Raw genomic sequence first — 17584 nt, forward strand, 5'->3', positions numbered from 1 at the left:
GTGTTTGCAGGCCTGCCCCTGACTTTTACGGCTCCCTGGATTCTGGCGGCACTCGCCTTGCTGCCGGTCATCTGGTGGCTGTTGCGGTTAACGCCTCCCCGTCCGCGCGAGATCACCTTTCCCCCTACACGCTTGCTTCTCGATATCGACCAGCACGAGGAAACACCGCAAAGAAGCCCGTGGTGGCTGACATTGCTGCGGCTTCTTCTGGCCGCGCTGTTGATAATCGCACTTGCCGGTCCCGTCTGGCGCGCCTCGGAACCGGTGCAGACCGGCGATGGTGTTCTCTGGCTTCTGGTCGACAATGGCTGGACTTCATCAAAAGGCTGGGACACGCAAGTCCGAACGGCAGAGCAGCTTCTGACAGCAGCCGAACAATCAGGCAGGCCTGTCCTGTTTGCAGCAACAGCTGAAGGTCCGGCTCAAAGCCTGACACCGGAAGCGGCGGCAACAGCCCTTGAAAAATTATGGGCTCTGGAGCCCCGCCCCTATCCACCACAGCGCAACGAACTGAGCCTGGGTCTGCGCAAGGCCGCTCAGGAAAACACGCCTGGAGCCGTCGTATGGCTCTCGGACGATACCAACACCGAAGGTGCTTTCCTGACAGACCTGTCCTCGATCATTGGCGACATCCCGGTGACCGTCCTCTCGGGTCTTGATACGCCCATGGGACTGAAAGATCTTGCAAACGACGCCGACGCGCTTTCGCTGACGGTTGTTCGACATCCTGAAAAGCAACTCAGCGCCGCGACGGTTCAGGCCCTTGACCTGAAGGGACTGGTGCTTGGTGAAGTTCAGGCAACGTTTGATGCCGGTGACACCGAGACCACTGCCCGTTTCGACCTGCCGAGCGAACTGAGGAACGATATCGCCCGCGTCGAAATTGCAGGGGAAGCTGCCGCGGGCGCGGTGCAACTGGTCGATGACAGCTGGCGCCGTCGCACCGTCGGCCTGATTTCCGGTCAATCCGGGGACCTCGATCAACCACTTCTGTCTCCGGTCTATTATCTTGAACGTGCGCTTGCGCCGTTCTCGGATATCCGGCGTCCCAGAGACAACGACATCGATGAAGCGGTTCCTGCGCTGATCGATCAGGGTATCTCGGTGCTGGTGCTGGCCGATGTTGGTCGCCTGCCCGACACGACAACTGATGTTTTGCGCGAATGGATCGAAAATGGCGGAACTCTGGTTCGCTTTGCCGGTCCGCGGACTGCAGGTGGAAGCGACGACCTGATACCCGTGCACCTGCGTGCCGGCGACCGTTCCCTGGGCGGATCTCTGTCCTGGAAGCAACCGCAACATCTGGCAGACTTCCCGGAAGACTCACCTTTTGCCGGCCTGAAAGTGCCGAAGGAAGTCATGGTTACACGGCAGGTTCTCGCCGAACCAACCTCCGACCTTCCCGAGCGAACCTGGGCGATGCTGGAAGACGGCACCCCGCTTGTAACAGCCGCTCCGATTGGAGCCGGCAGCGTGGTCCTTTTCCATGTCACGGCGGATTCGTCCTGGTCCAATCTGCCACTCTCCGGCGTCTTTCTGAACATGTTGCGACGGATCCTTTCCGTCTCCAACGTAGCCGCGGCTGCAGAAACACCAACCGACAGCAACCAGTCCCAAAGTGTGTTGCCACCCTTGCGGCTGCTGGATGGCTACGGGCGCTTCGGTCCTCCACCCGTGGAAGTCACTCCGGTGAGTGCAACGGAGTTCCGGGACGCCGCTGCCAGCCGCCGGACGCCACCTGGCCTTTACGGGACCGAAGACGGGTTTCGCGCCTTGAACCTAATGCTGGAGGATGACGAACTCTTGCCTTTGGACCTGACCGCACTCGGCGAAAATGTTTCGAAAGCTGCCTATCCGGCCACAGATCCCTTTGATCTGAGGTCGGTGTTTTTCACCCTCGCGTTCATCCTTCTTCTGGTCGATGCTATCGCCGTATTCCTCCTTGCGGGCGGATTGAGCAGGATCGGAATGCGCAGCAAAACCGCAAGCTTCGCCGCCGCGTTCATGCTGGCAGGTTCCTTTCTGATTGCGACGGGCCCTGGTCCCGCTGCAGCTCAATCGACATCTCCCGACTTGCAGGCACTTGAATCGGCCCTCGAGACCAGACTGGCCTATGTCATCACCGGAAATCCGGAGATTGACGATGCCAGTGCCGCTGGCCTTGCCGGGTTGACCCGCTTCCTGGCAGAACGCACCGCCCTGGAACCCGGCCCCCCGATTGCAGTCGACATCACGAGGGATGAACTGGCCTTCTATTCTCTGCTGTACTGGCCAATCGACCCTGCGTCGGACAAACCCAGCAATCAAACGATGGCCCGCATCGACACCTTCATGCGAAACGGCGGCACGATCCTGTTCGACACGCGTGACCACATAAACGCGTCTGCAAACAGCTTTGCCTCCACCCCGGCGACCCTTAAGCTTCGGGAAATTCTCGAGGATCTGGACGTGCCGCCGCTCGAGCCGGTGCCACCCGATCACGTGCTGACAAAAGCCTTCTACCTGCTGGATTCTTTCCCCGGCCGGTATGCGACCAGCCCCTTATGGGTGGAAAGCCTTGAGGAAATTGCAGCGCGCGGCGATCGCCCGGTGCGTGCAGGTGACGGCGTGTCCCCGATCCTGATCACCGGCAATGACTTCGCGGCCGCATGGGCCATCGCTGACAGCGGCGAGTTCATGTATCCAACGGTGCCGAACAATCCCGTCCAGCGGGACTACGCCTTCAGATCCGGAGTGAACATCGTCATGTACAGCCTGACCGGCAACTACAAGGCCGACCAGGTGCACATCCCCGCGTTGCTTGAGCGCCTCGGACAATAGGAGCAATGATGGTCTGGTCCCTCTCCTTTGATCCCTTGCTTCCCCTTTGGGCACTCATCGCCGGTGCAACCGTCGCCGTTCTTCTGGCCGGTCTGACGGGTTTCCTGCGGCTGCGTGGCTGGGCTCTGCGCGCCACCACAATGGCTCTCCTGCTGCTGGCGCTTGCCAATCCAGCCATTGAGCGTGAGGACCGGGAACCGCTTTCAAGCATTGTTGCACTGGTTATCGACAAGAGCCAGAGCCAGCGTCTCGCGGACCGTGAATCCACAACAGACGAGGCAGCGCTGGAAATCCAGAACCGGGTTCAGGCGCTGAAAGGGTTTGATCTGCGTGTTCTGGAATCACGTAATTCCGGGACGGGCAATGGCACCGAAATTTTCCAGACCTTGACCAACGGACTTGCGGACGTACCGCCCGAACGCGTCGGCGGGGCTATTATCGTGACTGATGGCCAGATCCACGACATTCCGGAAAATGCCGGAGCGCTGGGGTTCGATGCTCCTGTACATGGCCTGATCACGGGCACCGCAGACGAGCGCGACCGACGCATTGTGCTGGAGAAAGCACCGAGATTTGGTCTGGTCGGTTCGGAACAGACCGTCAGCCTGACTGTGGTTGACCAGGGTCAGGGCACCGGTCCTGGCGATCAGGTCCGCCTGACGATCAAACGCGATGGAGATGTCGTCAGCGAGCGGGTCGCACGAACAGGCGAAAAGATCGACATTCCTGTCGAGATTGCCCATGGCGGCGACAATATCTTCGAATTCGAGGCCGATGCGCTCACCGACGAGCTCACCACCTTGAACAATCGCGCCGTGGTCACGATTGACGGAATTCGCGAAAATCTCCGGGTTCTGCTGGTTTCAGGCTCCCCTCACGCAGGCGAGCGCACCTGGCGCAATCTCCTCAAATCGGACGCTTCGGTTGACCTGGTGCATTTCACGATTTTGCGTCCGCCTGAAAAGCAGGACGGCACGCCGATCAATCAGCTCTCGCTGATCGCCTTTCCGACCCGCGAACTGTTTTCGGTCAAGATAGACGAATTCGACCTGATCATTTTCGACCGTTATGTCCGCCGCGGCGTTCTGCCAATGCTCTACTTTGACAACATCGCCCGCTACGTTCGCGATGGCGGAGCAGTGTTGCTGGCCGGTGGTCCTGACTATGCAGAAACGGGTAGCCTCTACCGCACGCCACTTGCCCCAATTCTACCGGCGCGTCCGACAGGCGCCATTCTCGAACAGCCGTTCCACGCCACCCTTGCAAGACTTGGCGAACGCCATCCCGTCACCAGAGGTCTGCCGGGATCGGAACAGGACCCTCCGGATTGGAGCCGCTGGTTCCGGGTGGTCGACACGGAACTCGATGCCGGTCATGAACTGATGTCCGGCCCCAGCGACACTCCGCTTCTGGTGCTGAACCGTGAAGGCGAAGGCCGAGTGGCCATGCTGCTGTCGGACCATGTCTGGCTATGGGCAAGAGGTTTTGAAGGTGGCGGTCCTCACGTCCCGCTCCTGCGCAGGCTTGCACACTGGCTCATGCAGGAGCCCGACCTTGAAGAAGAAGCCCTCAATGTGTCCCTGCGTGGGCCCGAGCTTGTCGTTGAGCGCCAGACGCTTGGCGAGGAAGTTGGAGAAGTAACCGTCATTTCCCCGACCGGGGATCGGACAGAAATCGGCATGAGCGAACAGGATCCCGGTCTCTGGCGCGGTGGCATGCCGGTGACTGAAACAGGTCTTCATTCGGTAACAGATGGTGAGATGAGTGCGCTCATTCATGTCGGTCCGCAAAACCCGCGCGAATATACAGACGTTTTGTCCACCACCGAGGTTCTGGCGCCGATCAGCGACGCAACAGGTGGCGAAACGCAGCGCGTCAGGGATGTCGGCGGCGATCTGGATGTCCCGCGCGTGGTCTCCATGCGCCAATCTGCCAGCTACGCGGGCAATGGCTGGATCGGTCTCAAGACGACCGAGGCCAGCGTTCTGAACGGGGTGGATCGCTATCCTCTGATGATCGGCCTGCTCGGCCTTGCCCTGCTGCTCGGAGCGCTTTGCGTGACGTGGTACCGCGAGGGGCGGTAGTTCTCACAAAGCACCGCCGTGAACCGCCCCCGTCGGCATTGCACCGTTGTTCAGCAGAGCGACCAGCAACCGTGCCGGGTCAACCGGCCCGGGCAAGGTTATCTGCCCGAATGGAACCTGCTGAAATCCAAATGGACTGTAATAAGGCGCATCCCCGACAAGCAGCACCACCTTGTCACCTGCGTTTTCTGCAGCATCCATTGCGGTCCTCAAGAGCGCTTTGCCAAGACCACGGTTCTTGAATTCTGGCGAGACAGTCAGCGGACCAAGAAGCAATGCTTCCGTTTCACCAATCAAGATAGGTGACAGCCTGATGGAACCGGCAATCCTGGGACCTGCAAGTCCGACAAAGGACAGGTCCGCCCGGTGCGGAACGTTTTCCCGAATGCGAAACGCCGTCCGTGCAAATCTACCCGGTCCGAATGCTTCGGCCTGGAGGTCCTCAATTACGGTATCGTCGGAGGTGTCTTCGAGCCGGATGACCCATGTGGTCTGTTTCATGTGGCAGTTCCTAACAAGCGATCTTATGGAAAAGCGCGCCTGCCAGCAGCCCAGATGAAAGTTGAAGAGTATCCGGGATCAGGTCAGCCGCGACGGTGCGGACGAGAGCTTTCTCGTCGGCTGGTTCGTCGTCGGAGTGTCAGACCTGAGGTCATGGAATCCTGTCTCGTCATCAACACTGGCAAACACGTCGCTCGCCAGCAGCTCATTTGTGAGGCAAAGCGGTTACCACGCAATCCGGGTCCGGTCCAGTGCTTTTTTCCATTCTCCGTCCGCTTGAGATTGTTCAGAAATCGCGAACAGAGCATTCAGTTGATTGATTTTCCTGCTCCACGCACAACCTACTTGGTATCTTATCAAGGGAGCGCATCATGGGATTGCTGGTCGACGGTGTCTGGAAAGACGTTTGGTACGAAACGAAGTCTACCGGCGGACGCTTTGTCCGCAAGGATGCGTCCTTCAGAAACTGGATCACTTCGGATGGTTCCGCCGGACCAAGTGGCACGGACGGCTTCAAGGCCGAGGCTGGCCGCTACCATCTGTTCGTGTCCTATGCCTGCCCATGGGCGCACCGCACGATGATTTTCAGGAGCCTGAAGGGCCTGGAAGACATGATTTCCCTGTCGGCGGTGCAACCCCTGATGCTTGAGAACGGCTGGGAATTTCCTGAGACCGAACCGGTCGCAGGGGCGAAATATGCCTGGAACATTTATGCAAAGGCAGACCCGCACTACACCGGCCGCGCAACCGTCCCGATTCTCTGGGACAAGCACCGGGAGACCATCGTGAGCAATGAATCTTCGGAGATTATCCGGATGTTCAATTCTGCATTCAACGGACTGACCGGATCAAACCTGGACTTCTATTCTGAAGATCTGCGACCTGCGATCGAAGCGATCAATGAACGCATTTATCACACGGTGAACAACGGCGTTTACAAGGCCGGCTTTGCGACGACCCAGGAAGCCTATGAAGAGGCGGTGCTTGCCTTGTTCGAAACCCTGGACATTCTTGAAAGTCTGTTGTCCGAACAGCGCTACCTCACCGGCGATCGATTGACAGAAGCCGACTGGCGACTGTTCACAACACTGATCCGGTTTGACGCTGTCTATGTCGGTCACTTCAAGTGCAACATCCGCCGGATCGAAGACTATCCGAACCTGTCAAACTATCTGCGCGAACTTTATCAGGTGCCGGGCGTTGCGGACACGGTCGATATGGAAACCATCAAACAGCATTATTACGGCTCGCATGAGAGCGTTAACCCGACCAGGATCATTCCGGTCGGGCCAGACCTCGATTTCGAAAGGCCTCATGATCGGGATCGGCTGCAGGCTGCCGCGTGATCTGAATTCCTGGTCCGGGCGGCAGTTTCACCACTTGCCGCCCGCCGGAAAAAACCCGGAACGGAATTCAAGCAGGCGGCGACCTGTCGCCGCGCTAAGCTCCTGCGGCAGTTGCTCAAGGGCGAAGAAACCAGATTCGACGACTTCGGCGTTTGGTTTCAGGAAATTCTCCGCCTGCCGCCATGCAGCAAGGTGAAACAGGCCGACATGGTCACGACCTGTCGCCTCTTCGTTCAGATACATGTTGAGCAGGACCGGAGACCCCTCGGCGGCAATGCCTGCCTCCTCGCTGACTTCCCTGCACGCTGCTTCGTCAAGGGTCTCACCCCGCTCGACGCCACCACCCGGCAAATACCATCCGGGAAGATAGCTATGACGCACCAGCAACACCTGCTGACGATCATCTTCAACGATCACCCTGACACCCAACGTGTAGGGATTGCGGATCAACCCCGCACTCTGGATCAATCGCTTGGTCCAATGTCGCGGCAGCAATGAAAAGAACTTAAGCATCTCTTGAATTAGACTGTCATTCCTTGCGGAAGGCCTTTGTTAACCCATGCATTCCCTGCAGGGCAGCTACGCTAGAATAACGCTCCTCCTTTTACCAGCTCGTGCCTATATATCGTGCAACATGATGATTTCGAAGGCAGACACGTTGCCTGCCTTTCTTATGAAAGGAAAAACCGATGTTGAACGCTCTGTTTGGAAAACGCCGCCGCCGCACTTCTAACTACCAGTGGAAGCCGGCTATCGACCTGAGCAACCCGCGTGTGGCTGCTTCCCTGACAACTTTCCCGACCAACTAAGGTTCGGTTCGAGCAAAAGCGGAGAAACGAAATGTTCGGGTTTGTGAATGTTGTTGGTGCGACGCTGCGCGAAACTACGCGCTCCGCAGAAGACACTGCGCCCAAGGCAACCAAGCAAGAGCCGGTTGCCAACAAGAAGGTGAAGGCCAAGGCCTGATCGCTTAAAAACTTGTGTTCCGCTTTTCAAGCGCCGCGTTTTTTCTTGACGCGGCGCTTTTTGATTTGAAGATGCGCCCTCATGTTCACACTTGCGCATCTATCCGACCCGCACCTTGGTCCCCTGCCGGACCCGAAGCTCATCCAGCTTTTCTCCAAGCGCATTCTCGGCTACCTGAACTGGCAGCGTAACCGCTCCAAGATCATGGGCGCCAACTATCTGGAGCAGCTGGTCGATGACATGAAAGCCAAGGCGCCCGACCACATTGCGGTCACTGGCGATCTGGTCAATATCGCTCTTCCCCTTGAAATCGAGGGCGCGCGCACTTGGTTGGAAGATATGGGCGCTCCTGAAAATATCTCGGTGGTTCCGGGAAATCATGATGCCTATGTGCCGGGTGCCGTCAGGAAGGCCAGAACAGCCTGGTGGCCATACATGTGCGCCGACGAAGCTGACAGCGCACCCTCCGTGGACACCCGCTCGGAGGCGACATTCCCATATGTGCGCAAACGAGGCGACGTTGCCTTGATCGGCGTTACCACCGGTCGCGCCAGTGGTCCGTGGTTTGCAACGGGCCGGGTCGGCAGTGAGCAGAGCAAGCGTTTGAGAACGATCCTTGATGAGCTTGGCGAGGAAGGTCTCTTCCGCGTTGTGATGCTTCATCATCCGCCATTCAAACAGGCGACCAAGTGGCACAAACGGCTTTCAGATGCCTCAAGGGTGCGCACAGTGGTCAAGCGAGCTGGTGCGGAGCTCATTCTCCATGGACACACCCACATAGACAGCTTCGAGGAAATCGAAGGCCCCAACGGGCCGGTGCCAGTCGTTGGCGTTCCCTCGGCAACCAGCGCTCCCGGCGGCAAGAAACCAGCGGCAAGATACAATCTCTTCAAGATCGACAAGACCGGCGACGGCTGGAACTGCCACATGGAAGAGCACGGTTTCGAAGCCCCGAATGCGCCGGTCACCCTCATGCATCAACGGGATGTTGTCATTCCAAAGGTGTGAGGCTGCTTTTCGCCGACGCGGTCATGACATCGCCGGTGGTGCGGCAGGTAACTTGAGACACAACAACGAGAGGCAGGTACATATAAAGCGCCCTGCCTTTGTTTCATCCAAACTACGGGACTGGCTTCAAAGCGGATTGGCGAACCAGGCAAAGGCGATCAGGCCTATAATGCCAGCCGCAATGCCGATCCCGAAAGCGCCTGCAACGGCGAGCCATGGGGTCTTGCTTTCCTTGACCCGAACGACCTGGGAATCCAGTGCGACCTGACGCAGCCGATTGTTGAGCCAGTCGCCCTCCAGGGCCTTTTCCCGCTCAAGAACACGCTCGGCGATGTATTCGGTCAGGCAGTCGGCCATGTCGTCGATGTTCGCGGTTTCCAGAATGACCACGCGCCCCAAACGTGTGTCCTTCAGGAACCGGTATGTGCGACGGTCGCCGCCCACGGCCACGTGGCCGGTCGCGTCGATCCACAGACGCGGCGTCGAACCGGCAATGATCTGCAGCGAAAACTGATCATCGTCTTCAGGAATCTCCTTGAAAACGTCCTTCAGTTCATCGGCAAGCATGTCCAGACGGGCCCGTTCGGTGTCCTGCAACTCAACCACCACGTCCGAGCGTTCAACTTCACCGAGCTGAACCTTGCGGATTGCATCGCGCAGGGAGCGCATGCGCGTATGTGGTACAACGTTATCCTGCATTTCAGACATTAGGGGCCCGACTCCGTTCTTATGCCTTTGGTGAATCGAGTCTTAACCAACTCCCACCGGCGTGAAACTGCCTCTTGGCCGCTACAGCTGGCTATCCACTGGCAATCATTCAAACTTGGTTAATAAAGCTTAATGGATTTTTAACCCTGAAGCCAGCCAACGCGCTGGTTTGCGCCGTAATCATGGTTTATGCAAACGCATGTCGCCGCCTTTCGGGAGACCTCGTGATGAATGTAGACGGAAAGAAATATCGCACCATCTGGCTTGCAAAAGACGGCGCCAGTGTCGAGATCATCGACCAGACCAAATTCCCCTACGCCTTCGAAATCGCAAAGCTTCACACCATGGAAGATGCAGCCCACGCGATCCGTGTCATGCAGGTGCGTGGCGCCCCGCTGATAGGTGCGACCGCAGCTTACGGTGTGGCTCTGGCCATGCGCGCGGATTCTTCCGACGAAGCTCTGCACGCGGCGTGCTCTGCTCTTCTGGAAACGCGCCCCACTGCGGTCAATCTCCACTGGGCGCTGGACCGGGCGCGCAAAAGCCTTATCCAGGTCGCCCCGGCCTATCGTGCCGCGGCCGCATTTACCCTGGCCAATGAGATTTGCGACGAGGACATCGCCATCAACATGGCCATCGGAATGCATGGCATGGAATTGATCGCAGCCATCGCACGCACCAAGCGCGAAGGAGAACCGGTCAATATCCTCACCCATTGCAACGCCGGCTGGCTCGCAACCGTGGACTGGGGAACGGCGACGGCCCCCATCTACATGTCACACGACGGCGGCATTCCGGTTCATGTCTGGGTTGACGAAACCCGTCCGCGTAACCAGGGCGCTTTCCTGACCGCCTGGGAGCTTGGTCATCATGGTGTCCCGCATACCGTGATTGTCGACAATGCCGGCGGTCACCTGATGCAGCATGGCGAAGTGGATATGGTCATCACCGGTACGGACCGCACGACGGCCACCGGCGATGTCTGCAACAAGATCGGCACCTATTTGAAGGCCCTGGCCGCGAAGGACACCAACGTTCCCTTCTATGTCGCCCTTCCCTCCCCAACCATCGACTTTTCGCTGTCGGACGGTGTTCGTGAGATACCGATTGAAGAGCGCAGTGGTGACGAAGTCCGTCACATGACAGGCCGCTCTCGCAGTGGAGCCATCGAAACCATCGATATCGTGGCGGAAGGGTCAGAGGTCAGCAACCCGGCCTTTGATGTCACTCCCGCCCGCCTGGTCACCGGTCTGATAACCGAGCGCGGAGTGCTCAAGCCCAATCGGCAGGCGATCGCGGAAGCGTTCCCGGAACGTTTAAAGCTGAGTGCTTGACCGAGAAAGCCGCTCTATTCAATGATCGGGACGTGCCCGCCCTTGTCCTTCGGCAGCACACCCGACAGGCGTGGATCGTCGGCAACCTCGATAGAACGCCTGTAGGGTTTAAAACCGCACGACATGTAGAATTTGAGGGCCTGTGGGCTGTCTCCGGTGCAGGTGTGCACCCAGAACCGTCGGGTTTCAGGGCGGGACCAGACCATGTCGACAGCCTGCGCCATTAGCCAGCGTCCAATGCCACCGCCAATGGCATCCGCGGTCAGACCGAAATAGGACAGTTCCGGATTGGCAGCATCGGCATAGTCTATTTCCAGAAGACCGACTGGCTTGCCATTGATCATGGGGCGGAAAAACTCACGCGTCGGCTCACCGAGTATCCCGTCAAGCGTTTCCCTTTCAAGCGTAAGCCGGCCAAACCAGAGCCACTCTTCTCCGACCTGTCGAAACATTGAGCAATAGCCGTCCGCAGAAGGTGAAACCCAAGGTTCCAGGCTCACATCTTCTCTGGCCGGTGCAAGCGGCACCGATGGCCCTTCCAGCATTTCAAGAGAAGTCACGACAAAGGCAATTTTACCTTCGGGAACATCTGTATAGCCATTCAGATTGAGCGCTTGCCCGGACATGAAACCTCCTGCTTTCATTCACTTTCAGTGCCTTATCAGCAGATCAGGTCCGTACCAAGTGCCCAAATTGCGTATTGCAACCTGTTAACCGGTTATTAACCATGCCTTGAGAGATTGGGAACGTATCCAGGAAAGATGCGATCATGCCGAAAGTCGGAAACTACGTCCAACGCGACTATCACAAGCGCTTCAACTCAAAGAGGAAGTCGACCTGGTCCGACTACAACAAGGGCTGGAACAATCGACGATCCAATGCGATCCAGAAATCGCAGCAGCTTCGAAACGTCGCCAATACCTTCAGCACAATCAACGTTCAGGCCGTCCAGGCAAGCACCACGCATCTGATGCAAAATCAGGCCGCGCGCGGACCTTATGCCAATCCAACCGCCGTCATGTCTCGCATCAACGTTCTGATCTAGCGCATTTCGGAAATTCTGCGGTCGTCAGCTGCGAATAATCAGATTGATCCGATTGTCTTCAACTTGACGCGAGGATGCACTTCCGCCTGGCTCATGATGGTGGTGTGAGCACGGAAGCGCTCTACGATTGAGCGGACAAATGGCCTAGTCTGGGGAGACGTCAGAAGCACCGGAACTTCCCCCTGATGCGCTGCTTCCTCGAAAGCGTCACGCACCTTGCCGACAAACTCCTGCAACTTGCTTGGCTGCATGGCCAATTGCCGGTCGTCCCCTTCACCCACAATCGATTCCATAAACGCCTGCTCCCATTGCGGTGACAGGGCAATCAACGGCAGATAACCGCCTGGAGCCAGGTTGGCCGCACAGATCTGGCGTCCAAGTCGCGTGCGTACGTGTTCTGCAATCGTATCCGTATTGCGGGTCATTCCGGTGGCTTCCGAGACGCCCTCCAGGATCGTTCCGAGATCACGAATGGAAATCCGCTCGTTGAGCAGAGATTGAAGAACACGCTGCAGACCGGATACGGTAATCTGTGAAGGCACAAGGTCTTCAACCAGCTTGGCCTGCTCGCCCTGAAGCTCCTTCAGCAGCTTCTGAACGTCGCCATAGGTCAAGAGTTCGCTGATGTTGCCCTTGATCGTCTCCGTCAGGTGAGTGGAAAGCACGGTCGCGGGATCGACCACCGTATAGCCACGCAAGGATGCGTCTTCCCGGTATTGTGCTTCTACCCAGGTCGCAGGCAGACCGAAGGTCGGTTCGGTCGTGTGCGTGCCCGGCAGTTTCACCTGGCCACCAGCCGGATCCATGACCATGTAGTGGTTGGGATAAAGAATACCGCGTCCCGCCTCGACTTCCTTGACCTTGATGACATAGTCGTTGGCGCCCAGCTGGATGTTGTCGAGGATACGAACGGGTGGCATGATAACCCCCATGTCACCGGCGACCTGACGGCGCAATGCCTTGATCTGCTCGGTCAGAACGTCACCCTCGCCCTGCCCCTTGCCATTGATCAGCGGCAGAAGTGCGTAACCGAGTTCGATGCGCAGTTCGTCCATCTTCAGTGCGTCGGTAATCGGCGGTTCGGGAGGAGGCTTCGGTGCTGCCTCGACTGCTTTCTTCTGCGCAACCTTTGCAGCTTCCTGCTTTTTCTTGTTTCCAACCTGGTAAGCTATGTATCCGGCGATACCGGCAAGACCGAAAAACGGGATCATCGGCATGCCCGGCAGAAGCGCAAGGATCACCATGACCGCAGCGGACATGCCAAGCGCCTTCGGGTAGCCGGTAAACTGGCTGGTCAGCGCCTTGTCGGCAGCTCCATGCACACCTGCCTTGGAAACAAGCAGACCGGCGGCGGTCGATACGATCAGCGCCGGAATCTGGGACACCAGACCGTCGCCGATGGTCAGCAGGGTGTAGTTGTTGGCAGCTTCCGAAAAGCTCAACTCCATCTGTGCAACACCGATGAAGATGCCGCCAAGGATATTGATGAAGGTGATCAGAAGCCCTGCGATGGCATCGCCGCGCACGAATTTGGAAGCACCGTCCATCGCACCGAAAAACGAGCTCTCGTCTTCAAGTGCCTTGCGCCGTGTCTTGGCCTCGGCCTCGTCGATAAGTCCAGCAGACAGATCGGCGTCGATTGCCATCTGCTTGCCGGGCATTGCATCAAGGGTAAAACGCGCCGCCACTTCCGCGATGCGGCCCGAGCCTTTGGTGATGACGACGAAGTTCACGATCACCAGGATCGCAAACACGATAATCCCGATGACAAAGTTCCCGCCCATGACGAGATTGCCGAAGGACTGAATAACGTTTCCAGCGGCAGATGTGCCCTCATGGCCGTTTGCCAGGATCAGGCGCGTGGACGCAATGTTAAGACCAAGACGCAACATCGTCGCGATCAGAAGCACTGTCGGAAACGACGAGAATTCCAGTGGCTTTTGAATGAAAAGGCCGGTCATCAGGATCATGACCGAGAAAATGATGGAAACCGCCAGAAACGTATCCAGCATCATCGGCGGCATTGGCAGGATCAGAAGTGTCAGGATTACCAGGATACCTGTGGCGAGGCCGACATCCCCCTTGCGCAGGGTGTCGATCAGCTCCTGCACACTCGGCAGACCGGAAACAGCCGCGGCGGGTTGGGCCGCCGCCGCTTGCTTGTTCGCTGGGGTCGCCTCCCCGCCTTGTCCGCCTGCTGCCGTGTCCGACATTCCTCAATTCCGCCAATCAAAGGCCCGGTCCCGGTTTCGGTAACGGCCCTTCTGTCGTTAAGTCCTTGTTTCAGTTCCGTTGGTCAAGCGCGGGCTTCTCCAGGTGCCGGAACGCTAACTCCTTCATCGGTATACTGATTCAGCTTGTTGCGCAGCGTGCGGATCGAGATACCCAGAATTTTTGCCGCATGCGTACGATTGCCCAGGCAATGGTCGAGCGTGTCCAGGATCAGGTCCCGCTCCACGTCGGCCACCGTTCGCCCAACAAAGGACCGCGTGACAGCTTCGGCAGCCTGCGCCGCCTTTTCTGCCGGTCCCCTGGAAACGGACAACGGCGTGCCGTCAGGCATACGGATCGCTTCGACGCCAATATCGCCACCCGAAGCAAGCAGAATGGCCCGGTGCATGGTGTTTTCCAGCTCACGCACGTTGCCCGGCCAAGGATTTGCCATCAGAGCCTGACGCGCTTCCACTGACAGCGGCCTCACCGGCACGCCATTGGCTTCCGAATAGTGATTGATGAAGAACTGAGCGAGCTCCATGATATCGGCAGGACGCTCCCGCAAAGCCGGCAGCTTCAAGTTCACCACATTCAGGCGGAACAGCAGATCTTCACGGAACTGTCCCTGCCGGACGCTTTCAGCCAGGTCGCGGTTTGAAGTCGCAAGAATACGGATGTTGACCGGAACAGGTCGTGTACCGCCGACGCGGTCGATGACGCGTTCCTGGATCGCTCGCAAGAGCTTGGCCTGAAGGCGAACATCCATTTCCGAAATCTCGTCCAGAAGCAATGTGCCACCATCGGCTTCCTCGAACTTGCCGATCCGTCGGGCAACGGCCCCGGTAAAGGCACCTTTTTCGTGACCGAACAGTTCGGACTCAAGCAGGTGTTCGGGAATTGCCGCACAGTTGATCGAAATGAAAGGCTTCGATGCGCGGTTGGAGCAGTTGTGGACGTGGCGGGCGATGACTTCCTTACCGGTTCCCGATTCACCGGTAATCAGGACAGAAGCTTCGGACGGAGCAACCTGCTCCGCCAGCTTGACGACTGTCGCCATGGCTTCGTCACGATAGATCAGGTCGCCCCGCTCCTGAGCCACGGCGGCCAGGACAGCAGCAATCATCTCAGGATCGGGAGGAAGCGGGATATACTCCTTTGCACCGGCCCGGATAGCTGATACCGCAGCCTGGGCATCGGTTTCGACACCGCAGGCAACCACCGGCACATGGACCCGCTCGTTCTGAAGCTTGGCAATGAGACCTGCGATGTCCAGGTGAACTTCTACCATCATCAGGTCTGCGCCACGGCCGGAGCGAAGCACGCGCAAGGCGCCTTCCACATCTTCCGCATGCGTGACCTGTGCTCCGCCCTGCATCGCGATCTTCGATGCCGTAGTCAGCTGGCCGCCCAGGGTTCCGACAATTAGCAGTCGCATATTTTCTCTTCCCTATCGGTCGGTCTTGATGATTTCCGTCATCGTCACACCCAGTTTGTCCTCAACAAGGACAACCTCGCCACGGGCGACAAGCCGGTCATTCACATAGATATCAATGGCTTCACCGACCTTCCGGTCGAGTTCCAGGACGGTCCCTGAAGCCAGTTTCAAAAGATCCGAGACATGCATCCTGGAATGCCCGAGAACTGCCGAAATCCGGACCGGCACATCGAAAACGGCTTCCAGGTCTGCGGCAGACTGAGGAGCCTGTATCTCACCGTCGTCCTGAGCACGCTGGGGCGCTTCAAGCTCATCCAGCGGAATATTGGTGTCTTGTTCGTCACTCATACGTCAGTATCCTTCTCCGCCGACGTGTCGGACACTTTCGCCTGTCCGGCGGCTCCGCGCGCGCGCAAATAGGCTCTGATGCTGTTGTCGATTTCGCCTTCGAGCGCTTTCCGGTCACGCCTGATGCCGCCGTCGGCCCACTCGATATGGCAGTCGCCTCGCTCGATGTCAGGTTCCCCCAGGAGCACGAGCCGGCCTTCAAAACCTTTTTCGTGAACGATCGGGTCGACCTGGGCCTTCAGAGCTTCGATATCCCTTTCAGCGACGCGGATCACCAGATGCGGAGCCTTACGCAGCGGTCCAAGGCATTCTGACACCAATGCGACCGTCTCGGCCAGCGGCTGACGGGCAATCAAATGGGCACAAAGCCGTCTAGCCACAAGAAATGCGAGGCTGATGGCATCCTGCTCACGGGAAGCCTGCTGATCGTCCAGTGTCTGCACCACCTGCCCGACCGCTTCAACAAGGCGGCCGACCTCTGCTGTCAGCAATGTTTCCTGTTTCGTCTGCAAATCTTGCAGAGCCTTGACCCGGCCTTCCTCCAACGCCTGCTTTCTGGCATCAGCCAGAAGTCTCTCGTGATCAGCCACCGGAATCATTGGAATCTCGGGCTCGGGTGGAGCCACGACTTCAGGCTCTTCCGGTTCGGAAAAGTCGATATTGAACAGAAATTTGGACGGGTTATTCATGCTGCCCATGCTGTTGTAAGTGCCTGCCGACTGCCGCATCAGTAGATAATTTCATCCTCGCCCTTGGACTTGGAGATCATGATCTCGCCCTTGGCAGCCAGGTCCTTTGCCTTGTTGACCATGCCCGTCTGGGCTTCATCGACATCCCTCAACCGGACCGGTCCGAGCGCGTCCATGTCATCTTCCAGCAACTTGGCCGCCCGCGACGACATGTTGCCGAAGAAGAACTCCCGCGCGGTATCCGTAGATCCCTTGAGAGCAATTGCCAGCTGATCTTTTTCCACGTGACGCAACAGGGTCTGAGCGCTCGCCGCATCCAGCTTCAACAGATCGTCGAAGGTGAACATCAGTGTCTTGATGCGATCTGCGGCTTCGCGGTTGTCCTCTTCAAGCGCTGCCAGGAAGCGTGCCTCGGTCTGCCGGTCGAAATTGTTGAAGATATCCGCCATCATTTCGTGGCTGTCACGCCGCGACGTGTTGGTCAGGTTCGACATGAACTCGACGCGGAGCGTCTGCTCGACCTTTTCCAGAACTTCCTTCTGCACCGCATCCATGCGCAGCATCCGGCTGACAACTTCCAGCGCCAGTTCTTCCGGCAGAATTCCGAGAACGCGCGCCGCATGGTCCGAATTGATCTTCGACAGAACGACGGCGACTGTCTGCGGATATTCGTTCTTCAGATAGTTGGCAAGAACGTTCTCCTGCACGTTGGAGAGTTTTTCCCACATGTTACGACCGGCGGGACCGCGGATCTCTTCCATGATGATGGAGACTTTTTCACCCGGCAGGAAGTTCGCCAGCAGTCTCTCGGTTGCGTCCACATTGCCTGTCAGTGCCCCTCTGGAGCTGACCCTGCGGACAAAGTCCTTGAAGAGGTCCTCAAGCATGTTTGGCGTGACCGGACCGAGATTGGCCATCGCTGCAGAAACCTGACGAACCTCGATTTCATCCAGCTTTTGCCAGATAGGGGCACCATGAGATTCTCCGAGCGCAAGCAGCAGAACAGCTGCCCTTTCGGCCCCTTTGAGCTCACGGTCGTCCTCGTCGGCACTGACCTTGAGCTGTTGTTGAAGTTGATCGCTCACT

General features: G+C 58.0%; 16 protein-coding genes. 7 read left to right on the forward strand and 9 right to left on the reverse strand.

The annotated features are described in order from the left end of the window. Together ABLO27_RS19210 and ABLO27_RS19215 are read left to right on the forward strand one after the other, a co-directional pair. Entirely contained in the window at nucleotides 1-2820 is a 2820-nt protein-coding gene (locus ABLO27_RS19210; protein ID WP_353034801.1) for a DUF4159 domain-containing protein, read from the forward strand. An 8-nt stretch (nucleotides 2821-2828) separates the two neighbouring features. Then, nucleotides 2829-4904: a hypothetical protein gene (locus ABLO27_RS19215; RefSeq protein ID WP_353035074.1), complete on the forward strand. Its 2076-nt coding sequence runs from the start codon at nucleotides 2829-2831 to the stop codon at nucleotides 4902-4904. A 3-nt stretch (nucleotides 4905-4907) separates the two neighbouring features. On the opposite strand, the gene ABLO27_RS19220 is transcribed toward ABLO27_RS19215, so the two are convergent. Further along, nucleotides 4908-5405, reverse strand: a complete 498-nt coding sequence (locus ABLO27_RS19220; protein ID WP_353034802.1) for a GNAT family N-acetyltransferase — start codon at nucleotides 5403-5405, stop codon at nucleotides 4908-4910. Nucleotides 5406-5776: 371 nt separating this feature from the next. Here ABLO27_RS19220 and ABLO27_RS19225 point away from each other — a divergent pair, with 371 nt between their 5' ends. Further along, nucleotides 5777-6751, forward strand: a complete 975-nt coding sequence (locus ABLO27_RS19225; RefSeq protein ID WP_353034804.1) for a glutathione S-transferase family protein — start codon at nucleotides 5777-5779, stop codon at nucleotides 6749-6751. A 27-nt stretch (nucleotides 6752-6778) separates the two neighbouring features. Here the strand turns inward: ABLO27_RS19225 and ABLO27_RS19230 are convergent, their stop codons facing one another. Beyond that, nucleotides 6779-7219, reverse strand: a complete 441-nt coding sequence (locus ABLO27_RS19230) for an NUDIX domain-containing protein (protein WP_353034806.1) — start codon at nucleotides 7217-7219, stop codon at nucleotides 6779-6781. A 372-nt stretch (nucleotides 7220-7591) separates the two neighbouring features. Here ABLO27_RS19230 and ABLO27_RS19235 point away from each other — a divergent pair, with 372 nt between their 5' ends. Further along, the gene (locus tag ABLO27_RS19235) at nucleotides 7592-7717 is read left to right on the forward strand and encodes a hypothetical protein (RefSeq protein WP_353034808.1); all 126 of its coding nucleotides are present in this window, start codon (nucleotides 7592-7594) and stop codon (nucleotides 7715-7717) included. An 81-nt stretch (nucleotides 7718-7798) separates the two neighbouring features. Then, on the forward strand, nucleotides 7799-8725 hold the full coding sequence (locus ABLO27_RS19240; protein WP_353034810.1) for a metallophosphoesterase family protein: 927 nt from the start codon (nucleotides 7799-7801) through the stop codon (nucleotides 8723-8725). Nucleotides 8726-8851: 126 nt separating this feature from the next. Here the strand turns inward: ABLO27_RS19240 and ABLO27_RS19245 are convergent, their stop codons facing one another. Then, a complete protein-coding gene (locus ABLO27_RS19245) occupies nucleotides 8852-9433 on the reverse strand; it encodes a hypothetical protein (RefSeq protein WP_353034812.1) in 582 nt (193 codons plus the stop codon). Between the two features lie 227 nt (nucleotides 9434-9660). Here ABLO27_RS19245 and mtnA point away from each other — a divergent pair, with 227 nt between their 5' ends. Next, a complete protein-coding gene (gene mtnA, locus ABLO27_RS19250) occupies nucleotides 9661-10767 on the forward strand; it encodes an S-methyl-5-thioribose-1-phosphate isomerase (protein WP_353034813.1) in 1107 nt (368 codons plus the stop codon). A 14-nt stretch (nucleotides 10768-10781) separates the two neighbouring features. On the opposite strand, the gene ABLO27_RS19255 is transcribed toward mtnA, so the two are convergent. After that, the gene (locus ABLO27_RS19255; protein ID WP_353034815.1) at nucleotides 10782-11393 is read right to left on the reverse strand and encodes a GNAT family N-acetyltransferase; all 612 of its coding nucleotides are present in this window, start codon (nucleotides 11391-11393) and stop codon (nucleotides 10782-10784) included. Nucleotides 11394-11536: 143 nt separating this feature from the next. Here ABLO27_RS19255 and ABLO27_RS19260 point away from each other — a divergent pair, with 143 nt between their 5' ends. Next, nucleotides 11537-11812, forward strand: coding sequence for a flagellar biosynthesis protein (locus ABLO27_RS19260; RefSeq protein ID WP_353034817.1), 276 nt, complete (start codon nucleotides 11537-11539; stop codon nucleotides 11810-11812). A gap of 38 nt (nucleotides 11813-11850) precedes the next feature. Here the strand turns inward: ABLO27_RS19260 and flhA are convergent, their stop codons facing one another. The 5 genes from flhA to fliG form a co-directional block, all read right to left on the reverse strand. Continuing rightward, nucleotides 11851-14025 carry a flagellar biosynthesis protein FlhA gene (gene flhA / locus ABLO27_RS19265; RefSeq protein WP_353034819.1) on the reverse strand — a complete coding sequence of 725 codons (2175 nt, stop codon included), beginning with the start codon at nucleotides 14023-14025 and terminating at the stop codon, nucleotides 11851-11853. Between the two features lie 83 nt (nucleotides 14026-14108). Next, nucleotides 14109-15461, reverse strand: coding sequence for a sigma-54-dependent transcriptional regulator (locus ABLO27_RS19270; RefSeq protein WP_353034821.1), 1353 nt, complete (start codon nucleotides 15459-15461; stop codon nucleotides 14109-14111). A 12-nt stretch (nucleotides 15462-15473) separates the two neighbouring features. Then, nucleotides 15474-15809 carry a flagellar motor switch protein FliN gene (fliN, locus tag ABLO27_RS19275; RefSeq protein ID WP_353034823.1) on the reverse strand — a complete coding sequence of 112 codons (336 nt, stop codon included), beginning with the start codon at nucleotides 15807-15809 and terminating at the stop codon, nucleotides 15474-15476. After that, entirely contained in the window at nucleotides 15806-16537 is a 732-nt protein-coding gene (locus ABLO27_RS19280; RefSeq protein ID WP_353034825.1) for a FliH/SctL family protein, read from the reverse strand. Before ABLO27_RS19280 ends, fliN begins: the two co-directional genes overlap by 4 nt. Beyond that, nucleotides 16537-17583 carry a flagellar motor switch protein FliG gene (gene fliG / locus ABLO27_RS19285; protein WP_353034827.1) on the reverse strand — a complete coding sequence of 349 codons (1047 nt, stop codon included), beginning with the start codon at nucleotides 17581-17583 and terminating at the stop codon, nucleotides 16537-16539. The genes ABLO27_RS19280 and fliG overlap by 1 nt, the downstream gene beginning before the upstream one ends. Nucleotide 17584 lies beyond the last annotated feature (1 nt).

Source organism: Roseibium sp. SCP15, from assembly GCF_040329435.1.
Taxonomy (GTDB): Bacteria; Pseudomonadota; Alphaproteobacteria; order Rhizobiales; family Stappiaceae; genus Roseibium.

What these genes read in the sequence shown, in the direction of transcription:
- mtnA (WP_353034813.1), top strand. Translation starts at nt 9,661, where the DNA reads ATGAATGTAGACGGAAAGAAATATCGCACCATCTGGCTTGCAAAAGAC.
- ABLO27_RS19270 (WP_353034821.1), bottom strand. Translation starts at nt 15,461, where the DNA reads ATGCGACTGCTAATTGTCGGAACCCTGGGCGGCCAGCTGACTACGGCA.
- ABLO27_RS19245 (WP_353034812.1), bottom strand. Translation starts at nt 9,433, where the DNA reads ATGTCTGAAATGCAGGATAACGTTGTACCACATACGCGCATGCGCTCC.
- ABLO27_RS19220 (WP_353034802.1), bottom strand. Translation starts at nt 5,405, where the DNA reads ATGAAACAGACCACATGGGTCATCCGGCTCGAAGACACCTCCGACGAT.
- ABLO27_RS19215 (WP_353035074.1), top strand. Translation starts at nt 2,829, where the DNA reads ATGGTCTGGTCCCTCTCCTTTGATCCCTTGCTTCCCCTTTGGGCACTC.
- ABLO27_RS19255 (WP_353034815.1), bottom strand. Translation starts at nt 11,393, where the DNA reads ATGTCCGGGCAAGCGCTCAATCTGAATGGCTATACAGATGTTCCCGAA.
- ABLO27_RS19225 (WP_353034804.1), top strand. Translation starts at nt 5,777, where the DNA reads ATGGGATTGCTGGTCGACGGTGTCTGGAAAGACGTTTGGTACGAAACG.
- ABLO27_RS19240 (WP_353034810.1), top strand. Translation starts at nt 7,799, where the DNA reads ATGTTCACACTTGCGCATCTATCCGACCCGCACCTTGGTCCCCTGCCG.
- ABLO27_RS19235 (WP_353034808.1), top strand. Translation starts at nt 7,592, where the DNA reads ATGTTCGGGTTTGTGAATGTTGTTGGTGCGACGCTGCGCGAAACTACG.
- flhA (WP_353034819.1), bottom strand. Translation starts at nt 14,025, where the DNA reads ATGTCGGACACGGCAGCAGGCGGACAAGGCGGGGAGGCGACCCCAGCG.
- fliN (WP_353034823.1), bottom strand. Translation starts at nt 15,809, where the DNA reads ATGAGTGACGAACAAGACACCAATATTCCGCTGGATGAGCTTGAAGCG.
- ABLO27_RS19260 (WP_353034817.1), top strand. Translation starts at nt 11,537, where the DNA reads ATGCCGAAAGTCGGAAACTACGTCCAACGCGACTATCACAAGCGCTTC.
- ABLO27_RS19280 (WP_353034825.1), bottom strand. Translation starts at nt 16,537, where the DNA reads ATGCGGCAGTCGGCAGGCACTTACAACAGCATGGGCAGCATGAATAAC.